We start from the raw sequence: 17,721 nt of genomic DNA on the forward strand, positions 1-17,721 counted from the left end.
CATTTTATAAATGTTATCATATAAGGAAATAATGAAATTCATCATCTTAATTTTTCTAAAAAAATTAAGCCCATGAATATTTCATGAGCTCGTTCAACCATCCGTTCATAACGTCCTCCTTGAATTTCTCTTTCCATCATAGGAATAGAGAACAGGCTTCCCTTCTACAATAGTTTCTAAGTGGACTGAACGCCCCCAAAGCTGGTAAACATAAGGCAATACATTTTCTAAATAATAAGGGTCCAGCTCCATTCCTTCATAGCTATGCTTCAAATACAGCTCACCATTTCTTTGATAATCCCCATCTTCGACCACGATATATGGAAATCCTCCATTTACCCGCATCGACACAAGCTGATCCCGAACTCTTTCAAAATCTTTCGTTGTAATTTGATACGAATTGCCTTTTTTCTCGAATAAATATAAATCCTCTTGTTCTACTAATTCCTTTGTTAAATAGTTGCGGATAAAGGAAATATCCGATTCGATTTCGCGTACTTCAAAAATTTTTTCCCTTCCTGAACCCGGTTTAACCCCCATTTTTTTCATTTCTTCCGTCGGATTGTCGTATCGTCTTTCAATATCTTCGAAGATTTTGAGTCCTAGATAATATGGATTGATGGACGTTCTTGAGGGCTGGAGCACCCCGGCATTGAGCTTTGCGTATTCGATCGTTTCAGCTGTATCCAAGTCCAGCTCCCTCATAATCCGTTGATGCCAGTAAGAAGCCCATCCTTCATTCATAATTTTTGTCTCAAGCTGCGGCCAAAAGTATAGCATTTCTTCCCGCATCATTGTCAAAATATCCCGTTGCCATTCTTCCAGTTCTCTGCTGTATTGTTCAATGAAAAGCAGCAAATCTTTCTCAGGTTTTGGCGGGAATTTTTTCTTTTTCGTCTTCTTCTTTTCTTCTTTTTTCCCTTCCAACCGTTCATCCAACTTCCATAAATCATCATATGGCGTCGGAATGACGATGTTTTCCTCTTCATTCTCATCTTCTTCATCATACATTAACTGAGGTCGAATTAAGGATGGATTAATATGCTCTTGGATGGACAGCACCGCATCTAAAAATTTTTCCACTTCATATTGTCCATACTGCCGTTCGTAGCTGGCTATGCGTTCAGCTGTGGCTGTCATGCTTTCCACCATATCTCTTCTTGTATTGGAGAAACGAACGTTATTTTTAAAGAAGTCGCAATGGGCTAACACATGAGCAACAATTAATTTGTTTTGCGTCAAGGTGTTGGATTCCAACAAGAACGCATAGCAAGGATCAGAGTTGATGACAAGTTCGTATATTTGGCTCAAGCCTAAATCATAATGCAATTTCATTTTGTAAAATTGCTTTCCGAAACTCCAATGGGAAAATCTTGTCGGCATCCCATAGGCGCCAATTGTATAAATAATATCTGCTGGACAAATTTCATAGCGCATTGGATAAAAATCTAACCCGAATCCGCGAGCAATTTCCGTAATTTCATCGATTGCTTTCTGAAGCTCTTTATCCACTTCCTTCCCCCCTCTAAGCGTTGGCTTCCTGTTTGCGGAACATGCTCTTTAACGTCTCATACACATCGCTTTTTTGCCGAATCACATAATGGCGAAATTTCGGGTTATTGATTTTTTTATACGTATTCATCAAAGTGGAGTAACGATTTAATGCGTTCACTTCCCCGTAGCCAAACATTTGGGAAACTTCCATCAACTCGCCCACTAGTTTTAAACAATTTTCATTGTCGCTGGACATATTTTCGCCGTCTGAAAAGTGGACAGGATAAATATTGTAGCGACTTGGACTATATTTTTGTTTAATCAATTCAAGGGCCTTCAAATAGGCTGATGAGCAAATCGTTCCCCCGCTTTCACCCTTTGTAAAAAATTCTTCTTCCGTTACAATTTTGGCTTCTGTACTGTGGGCAATAAATTCAATTTCCACTTTTTCGTATTTTGTTCGCAAGAAACGGGTCATCCAAAAAAAGAATGTCCGGGCGCAATATTTTTCAAAATTTCCCATCGAACCGCTCGTATCCATCATGGCCAATACAACCGCATTGGATTCCGGCTTTACGACTTCATTCCATGTTTTAAACCGCAAATCTTCCTCTGTTATCGGGGAAATTTGCGCTTTTCCCCTAAGCGCATTGCGTTTAATGGCAGAGAGAATCGTACGTTTCTTATCAATATTTCCCATCAGCCCTTTTTTGCGGATATCGTTGAATTCAATTTTTTCTGTTATGCTATTGGACATTTCTTTTTGCTCCAAATTTGGCAATTCCAATTCACTGAATAAAATATTTTGCACTTCTTCCAAACTCACTTCTGCTTCATAGTAGTCTCTTCCTGGAAGATTCCCTGCTTCTTTCCCTTTTCCTGGACCTTGGGCTCCTCCTTGCGAATCCCGCGCAACAATGTCGCCGATTTTGCTATTTCCTTGCCCTTGCCCAACGTGTTTTGATTTTCCATAGTTATAGCGAATTTTATATTCATCCAGTGAACGAATTGGAATTTTTATCACTTCTCGGCCGTTTGACATAATGATGCTTTCTTCGCTGATTAAATCAGGTAAATTGTTTTTAATAGCTTCCCTGACCTTTTCCATATGACGCTGTTGATCTTGATATCCTTTTCGATGCAAAGACCAATCTTCCCGAGAAACGATATAATCTCTTTTGTTATCTTTTGTCATTCGATCATCACCCATCTTTCATGATTTTCCGACTTCCGGAAAATCACTTTTTGTATCATATGCGGCAAAATCCCTCAATTACCACAACATTTTGGTATGAAAAAATGTGCTAAGAAGCGTTCTTAGCACATACATTGTTTGATGGTGTATTCAATTTATCGGTTCAATAAACTTCCAACATAACGCAGCAATTCATTCGCTGAAGTGGAGTTATAGCCGTATTCATCAATTAATCTAGCAATCACTTCATTGATTTTTTTCAACTGGGCTTCATCCGGCGTTTTAGTAGATGTCGTAATTTTGACTACATCTTTCAAGTCGGCAAACAATTTCTTTTGAATTGCTTCTCGGAGTCGTTCATGGGAATTGTAGTCGAATTTTTTTCCTTTTCGGGCATAAGCGGAAAGACGAATGAGAATTTCTTCGCGGAATGCTTTTTTCGCATTTTCGGAAATGCCAATTTGTTCTTCAATGGAACGCATGAGTTTTTCATCTGGCGGAAGTTCTTCACCCGTTAACGGATCTTTAATTTTTTGCTTATTGCAATAGGCTTCCACATTATCTAAATAGTTGTTAAGAAGAGTTTTAGCCGATTCCTCATAGGAATAGACAAAGGCTTTTTGCACTTCATTTTTGGCGATTTCATCGTATTCCTTTCTGGCAATGGCAATATAGTTCAAATATTTTTCCCTGTCTTCCGGCGTAATGGATGGATGCTGATCTAGTCCATCTTTTAATGATCTTAAAACATCCAATGCATTGATGGATGGCACTTCTTTTCGAATAATCGCCGATGAAATTCGGTTGATGACATAGCGCGGGTCAATGCCTTGCATTCCTTCATTTGGATATTCTTTTTTCAATTCCTCGACATCTGCTGAATTGAAGCCTTCCACTGTTTCTCCATCATAGAGCCGCATCTTTTTCACGATGTCAATGCCTTGCTTTTTCGGCACTTCGAGTCTTGTCAACACTGAGAAAATAGCCGCCACTCTTAAAGCATGAGGCGCAATATGCACGTGGGCCATGTCGCTTTCCTTAATCATTTTTTCATAGATTTTTACTTCTTCACTTACTTTTAAGTTATAAGGAACAGGAATAACGATAATTCTTGAATGAAGCGCTTCATTCTTTTTATTGGCAATGAAAGAACGGTATTCGGTTTCGTTAGTGTGCGCCACGATGAGCTCATCTGCTGAAATTAAAGCGAACCGTCCAGCTTTGAAGTTTCCTTCTTGTGTTAAAGATAATAAATGCCACAAAAATTTTTCATCCAACTTTAACATTTCTTGGAATTCCATAAGCCCACGGTTGGCTTTGTTTAATTCTCCGTCAAATCGATAAGCTCTAGGGTCAGATTCGGAACCATATTCAGCAATTGTGGAAAAATCAATGCTTCCTGTTAAATCGGCAATGTCTTGTGATTTTGGATCCGATGGGGTGAATGTTCCAATTCCAACGCGCTTATCTTCTGAGAAGAAAATGCGCTCTACCATTACATCTTCAATGCGGCCACCATATTCTTGCTCCAATCGTAATTGATTTAATGGCGATAAACTTCCTTCAATGCGTATTCCATATTCTTTGTAGAAATCCTCCCGCAAATGGTGGGGGATTAAATGCAGAGGATCTTCATGCATCGGACAGCCTTTAATCGCATAGACCGCTCCTTCATCGGTGCGGGTGAATTTTTCCAATCCTCTTTTCAATAAAGTAACAATCGTTGACTTCCCACCGCTGACTGGACCCATAAGGAGCAAAATCCGTTTCCGTACATCAAGCCTTTTCGCTGCAGGATGAAAATATTCTTCTACTAGCCGTTCAATTGTTGACTCCAATCCAAAAATTTCATTGTTGAAAAATTTATATATCTTTTGTCCATTTTTTTCCTCTATTCCTGCGCTTTTTATCATATTGTAAACCCGGGCATGAGCGGATTGTGCGACTTCTGAGCGTTTTTTTACAATTTCCAAATACTCGGCAAAGGTGCCTTCCCACTTCAGCTTTTCCTCTTCTTCTCTATGCTCTTTGATTTTCTTTAAAATTTCGATAGCGCCTTCCCTCCATTCAGGGCTTTTAAAACATAGTATGTTTACGTTTTGTTTCTGATACCAAAGATTTTTAATTTGCGGTTTTTGAGATAGAAAAAAGCTCCCCTAAGAGCACAATCGCTTTAGGAAAGCTTTTTCAATATCATATTATGTGGATGCGCTATTTTTATGAAAAAATTTTAGCCTCCATAATAGAATCCTGTTTCTTTCATTGTAAGCGGATCTCCTTCTCGATGAACGCCCGCATTGATTACTTCGCCAACATAAATGTAGTGGTCTCCTTTTTCAATCTTGTCCATCACTTTGCATTCAAAGAAACTTAATGCATCTTTAAAAATCGGGCAGCCTGTTTCTTCTGTGTAGAATTCATAGCCTGCCAATGTATTGCCTTCTGGCTGCAAAGATTTAAAGAAGGCAGTCACCATATCTTTTTGCCCGCTTTCTAAAATATTGACGCTGAATACGCCGCTTTCAGCAATTTGTTTTTGGGAGCGAGTGCCTTCCTTTACTGCAATCGCAACAAGCGGCGGCTCAAAAGAAGTTTGTGTTAAAAAGTTGCCAGCAAATCCATTTACTCCTTCTGCATCTTTTGTTCCGATAATATACAACCCATATGTGATGCCTCTTAATGCCGTTCTTTTTGCCTTTGGATCCATTTCCATTCCCTCCTGCAATGCTTTTAATAATTTTCCAATTTTATTATACAAACTTTAGCCTCCACTTTTCCACATTTTAGGACTTGCCTATTAATCTACAGAACAATTTTACAATGAACTGCCATAAAAAAAGCTGCCTAGAAATATACTCTTCTAGACAGCTCTTTAATTCCCACTATTTTTTGCTTTTTCTTTTATATAAAATACCTAATGTATTGGGTCCGCAGTGAGTGGAGATGGTGCAGCCGGCAGTTGTTTCAATTATTTCATCGAACTTGGCATATGTTTCAACTGCTTCCCTTACTTTTTGGACCGTTTCCGGCGAGCAGTAGGAATGGGTGATAAATACCCTTGAATAATCGATATCATCGTTATTTTCAAGACGATCCTTTACATAATTCACAATGCAGCGATCAAAATTTCCTCGATATTTTTTGCCGACAATCATTTTTCCGCCGACCACTTCGATGGAAGGTTTAATTCTTAACAAAGTGGCGCCGAACGCTTCAACACCTGAACAACGTCCGCCTTTTCTTAAGTATTCCATTGTATTAATAACGAAGCTGGCATCCACTTTAGGAACCAACTCTTCTAAATGTTTCACAATCTCTTCTGCTTGAACTCCCCCTTGTGCTAATAAAGCCGCTTCATAAACAATATGACCGCTTCCAGTAGAAAGATTTTGCGAATCGACAACATACACATTGTCAAACTGTTCAGAAGCTATTTTCGCATTTTGGTAGCAAGATGAGAAACCGGAACCTAAGCTAATATGTATCACAGCATCATATTTTGGCGAAAATTCCTTGAAAAAATTTTCATATTCAAAAGTATTCACTGCAGCCGTTTTGCATGATTTTCCTTCTTGGCCAACATAACGGAATATATCTTTCGGTTCAATATCAATTCCATCGCGAAAATCTTCATCATCAATCAAAACATGCAAAGGTATTAGTGAAATATCAAATTGCTTAATAATTTCAGGAGATAAATCACAAGTACTATCAGCTGTAATTTTTATCATGAAGTTCACCTCAAAATATTTTTCATATCCCACAAAATTTTTTCAATTGTAACATATTCCATAGGAGTAAAAGCATTATCGCGCTTTCTTCCTTTAAACATTTAATTTTTCATTTTCCTTAACTGTTCAAAAATTTTTGAATAATATTTGAAATTCTGTTATCACGCTTTTAATCTTTACATTTTCAGGTTAAAATTTAACAAAAGGATGGATGGATTACAATTCCTACATTGTTGCCCCATGCCTTAAATCCTTACTTTCAAAACCCCTTTCTTATCTACTCCCTTTTGGTGCGGGTACTTCCTCGCACCACTTTTTTATTGCTTCTTTTTTGGATAGAAAAAATGGATTCTTTCATCCTCCTCTATTTGATAAACTAAAAATAGACTTGCAAAAAATGAAGAGGATGGAAAGTAGGTTCAACAATGAGTATTCAAAGGATATCCATAATCGGTTTAGGGGCATTAGCAATATGGAATCGACACACCTATAAATAAAATGTTGTATGAAAAAATTAAAGAAATGGAAGCTGAATACGTTCATTAAACAAAAAGAGGTTGGGACAAATCTAAAAAAACATTATTTTCTCCAAGGAGAAAATGATGTTTTTTTGATATGTTATTAAAATTGATTTCCGTTCCGGGGACGCTTTCCGCGGGCCCGGCTCGAGCCTCCTCGGAGCTCATTGCTTCGCTCCTGCGGTGTCTCGAGACACGGGCTGTTCCCGCAGGAGTCGCCCCGTCACTTCAATCAATTTTTAGTTATATCAAATATTTATCAAAACCCTTTCAACTACCCCTTTAATTTTTTGTTTATGTCCCAGCCTCTTTTTAATTCTAAAGAGGAACGAATTGGGATGCCCCAATCCGCAATGCACTTTTTTAAAACTCGATTTGTCCATTTCCTTCCGCTTCCCACTTCGCAACTTCTTCCCTGACAATCGGCGCAACTTCTTTTCCCAACAATTCGATGCATCTCATCACATCCTCATGAGCCATGGAACCGACAGGACAGTGAAGCATAAATCGGGTAACACCTACATTTTTGCGCAAGAATATGATTTTTTCAGCAACCGTTTTGACATCGCCGCAATACAACGCGCCTTCCAAGCTTCTTGCATAATCAAAAGTCGCCTGCGTATATGGACCCCATCCTCGCTCTCTGCCTAAAACATTCATGGCATATTGAGTTGGAGGGAAAAACTTTTCAACGGCCTCTTCTGTTGTTTCAGCAACAAAACCGTGGGAATGGGTGGCCACTTTTAATTTTGAAAAATCATGCCCCGCCTTTTTCGCCGCCCGATAATACAGCTTTACTATAGGTTCAAATTGCAATGGACTGCCTCCGATAATCGCTAAACATAAAGGCAATCCTAGCGTTCCTGCCCGAACTGCCGACTGCGGAGTTCCGCCGCTTGCAATCCAAATTGGAATCTCATGTTCTGGTCTTGGATATACACCGCGTCCATTAATGCTAGGACGATGTTTCCCGTTCCAATGAATAATTTCGTTTTTTTGAATTTGCAGCAATAATTCCAACTTCTCTTCAAATAATTCATCATAATCCTTTAAGTCATATCCAAATAACGGGAAGGATTCAATAAAAGAACCGCGCCCTGCCATAATTTCTGCTCGTCCCTCTGAAATCGCATCGAGCGTTGCAAATTGTTGGTACACCCGAACCGGATCATCAGACGAAAGCACCGTTACAGCACTTGTCAGCTTGATTCGTTTTGTTTTCGTTGCCGCTGCTGCAAGGACAACTGCCGGAGCTGAACAGGCATAGTCTTTTCGGTGGTGCTCCCCAACTCCATAAACATCCAAACCTACTTCATCAGCCAGTTCAATTTCCTCCACCACTTCCCGAAGCCGCTCTGCATGGCTGATCACTTTTCCTGTTCTCACATCCGGCGTAGTTTCAACAAAAGTTGTTAATCCTATTTCCATCTCTCTTCCCCCATTTATTTATCTCGAAATTGAAATGTTTTTCTTATCTTACACAAATTTCGGAAAGAGAATCAATCATTCTGTTTTCTGAGAATATATTTTGCACAACAAGCAAACAATAAAAATAAAAACAAGGAATGAATGATGATGAGACAAAAAACATTTGACTCTAAAGCCATTGAATTTATAATGATGTTAATATTCAGCTTCGGCATTGTGATTGCCCTTTTCAATTTGCTTTCCATCGAGCTTAACATGTATGACTTCAAATTATATTTTATGATTTTCATCTTCATGATTATTTTTTATAAACCTTTTCAAAAGGCAAGTTTCTGTTTCCTTTTCTACTTCATTTTCCGCATGATTCGCTTAATAAAAAGTCATCATATAGAAGTGAATATGCAGGAAATTGGAAACCCGGATGAATTAAAAAGCCTTTTCGAAAAACAAGGATACGTGGCCATCCCGGCGCAAGAGTTGGGAATCAACGATGTAGACTTCTTATTATGGAAAGGTGCCAAAAAATACATCGTAAAAGTCTATCCGGATGTTGTTGATATTCGATGCGTTCAAAGAGTTTCCGCAAAAAGAAACAGCAATAGTGCCGATGAAGCAATAATCATTGCCAACCATTCCTTTACATCGGCTGCCAAAAAATTTGCCTCATTGCATCGAATTCAGTTATTAGATCAGGATGACCTAATGAAAATGATGGATGGCGAAAGAAAAAAATTCTTTTTTCAAACAGCCTTATCCTTTATTTTGCACCATAAATAAAATAATTCGCTAGCTTTCCCACAAAGCTAGCGAATTCCTTTGATTAATGTTTCCATAATGCCGGAATCAATCCTCTTAATACCCCTAATTTTTCAAAAGCATCTGCATTGCCGTTTAAGAAGCCATACTCACCTAAAGGTTTTTCCGATTGATGGACAGCTTTAACAACGCGGTCTGTAATGGAGCGATTCAATTTCCATACTAAATTGGCAAGCCGCTTCTCGCCTTTTAATCTGCCGCCAAGCACTTCATCAATGTGTTTTTCATATTCATCCACGTTGTTTTCCTCAATGCATTCAATGGCGATTTTTCCTGAGATGCAAGCACAGTCAATGCCACCGCCATGCAAAGCGGAAACAAGCCCTGCAGCATCGCCGGTTAATAACACATTGTCATATACTAACTTCTTCGGACGGACAACTGGACAAATGCCTCCTAATTTGCGGGATCTTTCATAATCGGATAAGCCTTCTTTTTCAAGAATGCGTTCAAGTTCTTGCCAAGGATTTAAATCATTTTCTGTAAAAAAGATAATACCTATATTTGCTTCCTGTTCAGATTTCGGGAAAATCCAATAATAACCATTATAATGTTCTTCCAATGCAGCCTTTAACCGCCCCAACCATGAACTAAAATCTCCATGGAGCGTATATTGAGCCGTAATACCTGCATTCTCCTTGTAAAATGTGCTAAAACCATAAACTCGTGATGTAACCGATGGCGCCCCTGTACTGTCTATAACCCAATCATAATGTTTTCTTAATTCCTCATATTTTTCTTTTGAAATCGGCGAATTTTCAATTACATTGACGCCCAAGCTTTTTGCTTCCTCTGCCAATCCTCTTTGCCATTCACTCCGGTCAATCATCCAAATGTTCACTTTTTCATCTAATGGAAAGGTGTATAAATGTTCAATTTCCAATTCCAGCTGGTCCACTTTAAATCGAACCCCGTATTTTGGCTCTCCCAATAAATTTAACGTATCGAAAAAGCCTTCTGCACAGCGGATATCATCACCCACTTTGTAACGTTCAAACAAATCCACCTGAAACCCTTTTTTTGCACCTTCTATTGCTGCCGTCAATCCTGCTGGTCCACCGCCAATAATCGCAACTTTTGTCATTGGAAGCCCCCCTATATAAAAAAATATTTTCTTTCTCCATTTTAACATCCTTTATTTTCTAATTTGGAAAATAAGACCAAACAAAATAAAATTCTATTTAAATCGCAACAAGAGTAAATTCTTATTTTTTTAATTATACACTCGAATAGTCTAAATTTTTCTGCATTTCATATAATAAAGAAAAATATATACTGCCTAAATCATTAATTAATATTGCATTTCAAATTAAAAGAATATAAAATGAATTTAATTATATATCGACTTATTTCAATTCAATATTGTTTTGAAGTAAGGATAGAGGTGCAAAGACCAAGAGTACACAGTTTGAGGATAATGAGGTCCTATGACAATTGTGGAAAGGGGGATTTGCCGAAGTCTCTAGAAACTCATTTTTCTAGAGGCTGGTTCTGCATTGAATAAGTGCAGGACTGTCATATAGGAAACTATATGGAGGGCTATCTTACGCAAAAAATTTATTCTTTTTTGCAACAGCGAGGCTCTTCGTTGTTGCTTTTTGCGTTTAATTGAAAATTGCCCTTCTCCATTACAAAAAATGAAAAGGATGTGGAGAAGAAATGAATTTTGGAAGAGTATTAACTGCAATGGTAACGCCATTTGACCAAAATGGTGACGTAGATTTTGAAGCTACGGAAAGATTAGTTCATCATTTAATGGAAAACGGAACAGATGGTTTAATCGTCTGTGGAACAACTGGAGAATCTCCTACATTAACAGAAACCGAAAAAGTCGAACTTTTCAAATTTGTCAAAAAAGTCGTAAATGGCAGAATTCCAGTAATCGCCGGTACAGGTTCTTATAACACAAGAGCCTCCATTGAACTCACAAAAAAAGCGGAAGAAGCTGGCGTTGATGGTGTCATGCTTGTCACTCCATACTACAATAAGCCAAATCAAGAAGGTATGTATGAACATTTTAAAAGCATTGCACAAAGTACAAAACTTCCAGTGATTTTATATAACATCCCTGGACGCAGTGTAGTCAATTTATCTGTTGACACAGTGGCCCGTCTTGCAAAAATTCCTAATATTGTTGCCATTAAAGAGGCAAGCGGGAATTTAGAGACCATGGCGCAAATTATTGAAAATACGCCAGAAAATTTCTCCCTTTACAGTGGAGATGACAGTTTAACATTACCTGTATTAGCAATTGGAGGAATTGGCGTTATTTCCGTTGCTTCTCACATTATTGGGAACGAAATGCAAACCATGATTCAACATTTCTTAAACGGCAATATTCAAAAAGCAGCAAAAGAACATCGAAGACTATTACCGGTTATGAAAGGAATGTTCATCGCTCCAAACCCTGCTCCGATAAAGGCAGCCTTGAACTTAAAAGGAATTTCTGTTGGAGGCGTGCGTTTGCCTCTAGTGCCATTGAACGAAGAACAACAAAAAACAATGGAGTTCTTGTTAAAAAATTTTGATTTAAAATTAGAATTGATCTCTTAATCCTGCCCATTTCTGGCAGGTTTTTTTATTTTTCATTTACGCTGACATGAATAATGAAGTGATAGGAAAAACAAAATCAATATTGTAAAATAGCACTTGTGAAACCAAGACATCACAACATTTCAGCTGACTTGGAGGATTCTATTTTGCTTAACTTAGTTTTAGCCCTCTTCATTTTTATCCTTACACTATTCCTCATTATTCGGCAGCCAAAAAATATCAATATCGGATGGATTGCTTGCGGCGGTGCAGCCCTTGCATTGCTAGCAGGTGTTGTAGAATGGAAAGATGTTTTTGCAGTCGTGGATATTACCTGGAATGCCACCTTGTTATTTATTGCCATTATTATCATTTCATTAATATTAGACCAAATCGGTTTATTTGAATGGGCTGCATTGCACATGGCGCGCATCGCAAAAGGAAACGGCATCAGAATGTTCGTTTACGTTACAGTTTTGGGCGCTTTTGTTTCAGCCTTTTTCTCCAATGACGGGGCGGCATTAATTTTAACGCCGATTGTTCTTGCGATGGTTCGAAATTTGCAATTTAGCGAAAAGATGATTTTCCCTTTTATTATGGCAAGCGGATTTATTGCGGATACGACTTCCCTTCCCTTTTTAATCAGCAATTTAGTGAATGTGATTGCAGCTGATTTTTTTGGAATAAGTTTTAAAGAATATGCTTTGCGGATGATTGTGCCGAATTTATTTTCATTAATAGCAACAATCGTTGTGCTCTTTTTATATTTCCGCAAATCCATTCCATCAAAGTACGATGTCAAAATGCTTAAAAATCCTCAAGAAGCCATTCGGGATAAAAAGTTGTTTATATTGGCATGGCCGGTGATGATAATTTTATTAATTGGCTATTTTACGGCGGAACTTATACATATTCCTGTTTGCATCATCGGTTGGATTATGTCCATTTTCTTATTAGCTTTAGCTTGGAAAAGCCCTGCCGTCAATTTAAAGGCGGTCATTAAAGGAGCGCCATGGAATATTGTCTTTTTCTCCATCGGAATGTATTTAGTAGTCTACGGTCTTGGGAATGCCGGCTTTACTAAAGCTATTGCTTCTTTAATCGAATGGACTGCCCAGGGGGGGTTATTTGCGGCAGCGATTGGAATGGGCTATATTTCGGCTTTTCTTTCTTCTATTATGAACAACTTGCCGGCAATCATGATTGACTCATTAGCCATTGCAGAAACAAACACATCCGGCGCCATTCGAGATGCGCTTATTTTCGCCAATGTCATTGGTTCGGATTTAGGACCGAAAATTACACCGATTGGCTCCCTTGCCACCCTTGTATGGCTGCATGTACTGAAAACAAAAGGAATCAAAATTTCCTGGGGTACTTATTTTAAAATGGGAATTGTACTGACGATTCCAATATTATTTTTCACATTAGCCGGTTTATATTTAACCTTGTTATTGTATTAATTTTTTCCTACGTCTAATATTTGTCATGATGGTTAAAATAGTATCGTATATAAAAAACGAAAAAAGAGACTGTCCATAAAGTGTAAACTTTCCGGACAGTTCATTCTAATCGTAAAATTCTTTGAAACATCTTTGCTCCTGCGGTAGTCACATTAAACGCGCCTCCTCGTCGCAATCTAAACTTGTGCGACAACCGCAAAGGGGGCGTCTCAAAATAACTTTTCAGACGCCCCTTTTCTACAAACTCATTATTCAGATTTTCCTTGCAATTGTTGCTGCGCTATTTGCACAAGACGTTTCGTAATTTCCCCACCAACAGAACCGTTAGCACGAGATGAAGTATCTGGTGAAAGATTTACGCCAAACTCTTGTGCGATTTCATATTTCATTTGATTTAAAGCAGCTTCTGCACCAGGGAACACCAATTTATTTGAACTGCGGTTTGCCATGTTGTTCACCTCCTTGTGCCTTTAGAATGTACAAGGAGAAAGTTTTAATACTTTAGAAATCAAGGGAACATTGAGAGTGCTTGGAAAACGATTATGAAATGATGCGTATACAAAATCTTCCTTCCAAATGGTATCATGAAATAAAAAGGGTACCAATGGGAGGACAAAAATGATTAAACTGCGTGGTCATCATCTTTTTTGCCTTGTGGGTTTTAGAGGAATGGGCTATTCAGAAGAATTTGCAGAAAACATGAAAAACATTCATGAAGAGTTAAGAAAGAATCCAAAAACCTTAATTCAACTTATTGATGGTGTAGATCATATTTGTGAAAAATACCCAAAATACAAAGAATATCATTGTCTTGATCAAAATATTTTTGATAAAGACAAACAAATATTAGATAAATTAAACTTGCAGGTTGGACAAACATTAACATGGGAAGAAGTAGAAAACTGCATTCGCAAATATGTAACGCCCGAAGATATTGACGTCATATGCTATCGATGTTCCTGGCGTTCACATGGTTTATGCAAAGGCGGAATCCAAAGAATTCTTAATGGAGCAGGCTTGTGGGAAATAAAGTAAAGTTTTTCTTAAAAATCTCCAAATAAAGGAGATTTTTTATTTTGTCAAAATAAATATATTTTTCCCACTATTCTAAAATAACAAAATTTTTAAGGGTTTCAAAAATTCGTGCTAAACTAGAATTGTCCTTTTGGAGAAAACAATTGTATTTTCACCGAGTATTAATCTTTGGAGGTTTTTATGAAAAACATTTGGAATATATGGAGTAGGATTAGTTTAGTCAGACGAATATTAATCGGATTAATTCTAGGTATTCTTTTAGCAATCACAGTACCTAACGCTTTCAGTTGGTTATCGATTTTTGGAAGCTTATTTGTCAGCGCCTTAAAAGCGGTTGCCCCAGTGCTTGTGTTTGTATTAGTCATCCAGGCAATTGCCAATCACACAAACAGCGGAAAGACAAATATGAAAATGATTTTAGTTCTTTATGCAATCGGTACAACAGCAGCAGGTGCCATTGGGGTTATTGCCAGCTTCCTTTTCCCTATAACATTAACATTAAAAATGAGTGCGGAAGATGTAACACCGCCTGAAGGAATTGCAGAAGTTTTTGAAACATTGCTTTTTAATATTGTTTCCAATCCTGTCAGCGCACTAATGAATGCCAATTATATCGGCATTTTAGCTTGGGCTGTTGTTCTTGGGATTGTGCTAAAGAAAGCTGCTGATACAACGAAAACCATGATTGACAATCTTTCTGAAGCCATTTCAACCATCGTTAAATGGGTTATTGAATTGGCTCCAATAGGTATCATGGGGCTTGTATTTAATGCAATCTCTACAAACGGACTTTCTGCTTTGCTTGAATATGGGAAATTGCTATCCGTATTGCTTGGCTGTATGTTCTTTGTTGCTTTAGTGGTAAACCCGCTTATCACTTTCATTTGTACGCGCCAAAATCCATATCCTCTTGTTTGGATGACGCTCAAAGAAAGTGCCATCTTTGCCTTCTTTACTCGAAGTTCCGCAGCCAACATCCCAGTAAATTTAGCTTTATGTGAAAAATTGGGTTTAAATAAAGATACATATTCTGTATCGATTCCATTAGGCGCCACAATTAATATGGCTGGTGCTGCCATTACCATTTCTGTATTAACTCTTGCAGCAAGCCACACAATGGGAATTGAAGTCGATGTGATGACAGCTATCATTTTAGTGGTGATTTCAGCTATTTCAGCTGCCGGAGCTTCAGGGGTTGCAGGAGGATCATTGTTATTAATTCCAGTTGCATGTAGTCTATTTGGTATTTCCAATGATATCGCCATGCAAGTGGTTGCAGTCGGATTTATTATCGGGGTATTGCAAGATTCTTGCGAAACAGCATTGAACTCATCTTCTGACGTATTATTTACGGCTACTGCTGAACTTGCGAAAAAACGCAAAGAAGCAAAAGCAAACTAAATATGTATAAAATGATTAAGGCACTGCTCGCATTCTTTGTTTACGGAGCAGTGCCTTTAGTCAAATTCGTCAATATCACCATACAATTCAACGTGTTTTTCCAATTGTTAAGTTGCCTCCTTCAAAAATCGCTTATTATTTTCTAATATTTTAATTACTTGCTGTAGGATTTTCTCTTCCACCACGGGGGTCGAATTTATTTCCTTCCTTATAATTTTGTTCAACTCCAAAATTGTGCTGACTTCGAGACGATGCTTTTCTGCTAACTGAAAAGCCCGCTCTAACTGACCGGTTATCATCGACATTCCTCCCTTAAAATATAAATATTATTGTTATTATAACTATATTTTATGATGTTTTTAGAATTTTTTCACCTGTTTTTAAACATTTTTTCTTCTATATATGTTATTATAACATTTTATTTCCTCCATTGATGACCACAAGCCTACAATCAAAAAAACTTCATAAGTTTCCAGAATAACGAATATACAAGTAAGTATAATTCGCTTATAAAAAGGAGAGTTATTTCTTGTATAGGAAACTTAACGAAATAAGGAGCCCATTATTTTTTCATTCAATTCATGATAGACCATTTTCTTCCACAAACAAAAATATCTTCCCTGATGCCCATTCAGTGAATGTTTCATATTTTGACGGACAAAAGGGGCGCTGGCTAACAACCCTGAATCCTGAACAACTGGAAAAAGCAAAACTAGATGGCAATGAACTTTTAGCGCCTATTTATTGGGGAAATCCAGAAAAAGTAACCGGTTGGCACCAAATGTACAAACCAGCCAAAATTACTGGCACGCAAATAACTGGCGCTTTTGAAGATGCTCATTTTGTCATTCGCGTTCCTGACCATTGGAATGGAAAACTGGTTGTTTCCGGTATCCCGGCAACGAGAAATGAAACAGCCACAGACTTGTTATTTAGCGATTTTGTCCTTGCAAAGGGATATGCCTTTGCTGCCATCGATAAAGGTTCGCCAGGAAAAGAAGTGGAAGGAGATCCTTTAGCAAAAGTAAAAAATGCACTGGCTGATGAAAAAGATTCCATAAAAGAATGGCATCTTCGCTTCAGACAAATAACGAAAGCTGCCCAACATTATTTAACAGAACATTTTAGCCACCATCTCATTGACCCAAAGGATACATCCAATCCTGCAAGCAAATTAATCCGTCCTGATCATCCAGTGCCGACCTATGCCATTGGAATTTCAAATGGCGGCTATGTTGTTCGCTATGCCCTTGAAAACGATCACCCAGAAAATACTGGAGAAGGGCGTCTCTTTGATGGAGGCGTCGATTGGGAAGGCGTTCTTTGGACAGAAGAACCCCCAAATCTTATTAGTTCATTGATTCCTGTCGTTAATCATGCGCAACAGGCAATTTATGGAAGCGAAAAAGCAAAAGAAGAAGCCATCAAGGAATTATATCAAGCAGGTGTACCAAAAGGTTCTGAAAAGTTATGGCCTTACTATGACCAAATCTATTGGTTTATCACTTTAAACATTTATAGAGACCATTTTGACCCGCAAGCGCCAAACCGCTTAAATTGGCAAAATTACTTAAAGTTCAATGAAAATGGCGTCCGCGACCGTTCATTGGATTACATTTTCAAAAATTATCATTACGACGAAAGAAGAAAATTCATGAGAGAAAGAATTAAAGAAATTGAAAACACCGGAAATATAAATGTGCCCCTCATCAGCATCACCGGTTCATTAGATGCGCTCATTTTTCCAGACATCCATGCAAAAGGCTATGAAAAATTGGTCAAACAAGCTGGAAAACAACATTTCCACCGATTATATGTCATCGAAAAAGGAAATCATGTAGATGGACTCGTTTGGAATCCATTAACAGATGCCGAAAAAGAACTGCAGCCATTGCTTCCTTATGCCCATCAAACATTTTTGTTGCTTGTGGATTGGGTGGAAAAGGGGCTGAAACCTCCTAATAGCCAAACCATTCCAACTCCAACAAACCGTGAAAAAGTGATTGATTTAAAAACAGGCAAAGAAGTAGAGCCTCGTTTTTAAGTGAACATAAGCTTTAATTAATCTTCGACATTTGAATAAACTGTACTAATCCAAAAACATCGAA

Annotated in this window: 15 protein-coding genes and 1 riboswitch; of the genes, 6 read left to right on the plus strand and 9 right to left on the minus strand. The window is 37.9% G+C overall.

Translation table 11 applies throughout. The features are described 5' to 3' along the window. Positions 1-105 precede the first annotated feature (105 nt). From DKZ56_RS15055 to DKZ56_RS15080, 6 genes are all read right to left on the minus strand, one after another. Entirely contained in the window at positions 106-1,512 is a 1,407-nt protein-coding gene (locus tag DKZ56_RS15055; RefSeq protein ID WP_208650687.1) for a SpoVR family protein, read from the minus strand. A 13-nt stretch (positions 1,513-1,525) separates the two neighbouring features. Then, complete coding sequence (yhbH, locus tag DKZ56_RS15060) at positions 1,526-2,689, minus strand: sporulation protein YhbH (protein ID WP_208650688.1); 1,164 nt, start codon at positions 2,687-2,689, stop codon at positions 1,526-1,528. 155 nt (positions 2,690-2,844) lie between these two features. Continuing rightward, complete coding sequence (locus tag DKZ56_RS15065; RefSeq protein ID WP_208652280.1) at positions 2,845-4,740, minus strand: PrkA family serine protein kinase; 1,896 nt, start codon at positions 4,738-4,740, stop codon at positions 2,845-2,847. 179 nt (positions 4,741-4,919) lie between these two features. Beyond that, entirely contained in the window at positions 4,920-5,396 is a 477-nt protein-coding gene (locus tag DKZ56_RS15070) for a flavin reductase family protein (RefSeq protein WP_208652281.1), read from the minus strand. A 175-nt stretch (positions 5,397-5,571) separates the two neighbouring features. Further along, entirely contained in the window at positions 5,572-6,420 is an 849-nt protein-coding gene (locus DKZ56_RS15075; RefSeq protein ID WP_208650689.1) for a DegV family protein, read from the minus strand. A gap of 881 nt (positions 6,421-7,301) precedes the next feature. Then, the gene (locus DKZ56_RS15080) at positions 7,302-8,366 is read right to left on the minus strand and encodes an LLM class flavin-dependent oxidoreductase (protein ID WP_208650690.1); all 1,065 of its coding nucleotides are present in this window, start codon (positions 8,364-8,366) and stop codon (positions 7,302-7,304) included. A gap of 147 nt (positions 8,367-8,513) precedes the next feature. Here DKZ56_RS15080 and DKZ56_RS15085 point away from each other — a divergent pair, with 147 nt between their 5' ends. Next, positions 8,514-9,143, plus strand: coding sequence for a restriction endonuclease (locus tag DKZ56_RS15085; RefSeq protein ID WP_208650691.1), 630 nt, complete (start codon positions 8,514-8,516; stop codon positions 9,141-9,143). Positions 9,144-9,186: 43 nt separating this feature from the next. On the opposite strand, the gene DKZ56_RS15090 is transcribed toward DKZ56_RS15085, so the two are convergent. Continuing rightward, positions 9,187-10,266 (minus strand): NAD(P)/FAD-dependent oxidoreductase, encoded by a 1,080-nt coding sequence (locus tag DKZ56_RS15090; protein WP_208650692.1) that lies wholly within the window; start codon positions 10,264-10,266, stop codon positions 9,187-9,189. Between the two features lie 287 nt (positions 10,267-10,553). Further along, positions 10,554-10,732, plus strand: a riboswitch (Lysine riboswitch). Positions 10,733-10,841: 109 nt separating this feature from the next. Here DKZ56_RS15090 and dapA point away from each other — a divergent pair. Together dapA and DKZ56_RS15100 are read left to right on the plus strand one after the other, a co-directional pair. After that, positions 10,842-11,735, plus strand: a complete 894-nt coding sequence (dapA, locus tag DKZ56_RS15095) for a 4-hydroxy-tetrahydrodipicolinate synthase (RefSeq protein WP_208650693.1) — start codon at positions 10,842-10,844, stop codon at positions 11,733-11,735. Positions 11,736-11,881: 146 nt separating this feature from the next. After that, positions 11,882-13,177 (plus strand): arsenic transporter, encoded by a 1,296-nt coding sequence (locus tag DKZ56_RS15100; RefSeq protein ID WP_208650694.1) that lies wholly within the window; start codon positions 11,882-11,884, stop codon positions 13,175-13,177. Between the two features lie 248 nt (positions 13,178-13,425). Here the strand turns inward: DKZ56_RS15100 and DKZ56_RS15105 are convergent, their stop codons facing one another. Then, positions 13,426-13,626 carry an alpha/beta-type small acid-soluble spore protein gene (locus DKZ56_RS15105; RefSeq protein WP_208650695.1) on the minus strand — a complete coding sequence of 67 codons (201 nt, stop codon included), beginning with the start codon at positions 13,624-13,626 and terminating at the stop codon, positions 13,426-13,428. Between the two features lie 169 nt (positions 13,627-13,795). On the opposite strand from DKZ56_RS15105, the gene DKZ56_RS15110 reads away from it, so the two are divergent. Continuing rightward, entirely contained in the window at positions 13,796-14,212 is a 417-nt protein-coding gene (locus DKZ56_RS15110; RefSeq protein WP_208650696.1) for a DUF1284 domain-containing protein, read from the plus strand. Positions 14,213-14,392: 180 nt separating this feature from the next. Further along, a complete protein-coding gene (sstT, locus tag DKZ56_RS15115; protein ID WP_208650697.1) occupies positions 14,393-15,613 on the plus strand; it encodes a serine/threonine transporter SstT in 1,221 nt (406 codons plus the stop codon). Positions 15,614-15,720: 107 nt separating this feature from the next. Here sstT and DKZ56_RS15120 read toward each other — a convergent pair whose 3' ends face one another. After that, positions 15,721-15,912: an ABC transporter permease gene (locus DKZ56_RS15120; protein ID WP_208650698.1), complete on the minus strand. Its 192-nt coding sequence runs from the start codon at positions 15,910-15,912 to the stop codon at positions 15,721-15,723. 278 nt (positions 15,913-16,190) lie between these two features. Between DKZ56_RS15120 and DKZ56_RS15125 the strand changes: the two genes are divergently transcribed. After that, positions 16,191-17,657 (plus strand): alpha/beta hydrolase, encoded by a 1,467-nt coding sequence (locus DKZ56_RS15125; RefSeq protein WP_208652282.1) that lies wholly within the window; start codon positions 16,191-16,193, stop codon positions 17,655-17,657. The last annotated feature ends 64 nt before the right edge of the window (positions 17,658-17,721 follow it).

The organism is Ureibacillus thermophilus, assembly GCF_004331915.1.
GTDB lineage: Bacteria > Bacillota > Bacilli > Bacillales_A > Planococcaceae > Ureibacillus > Ureibacillus thermophilus.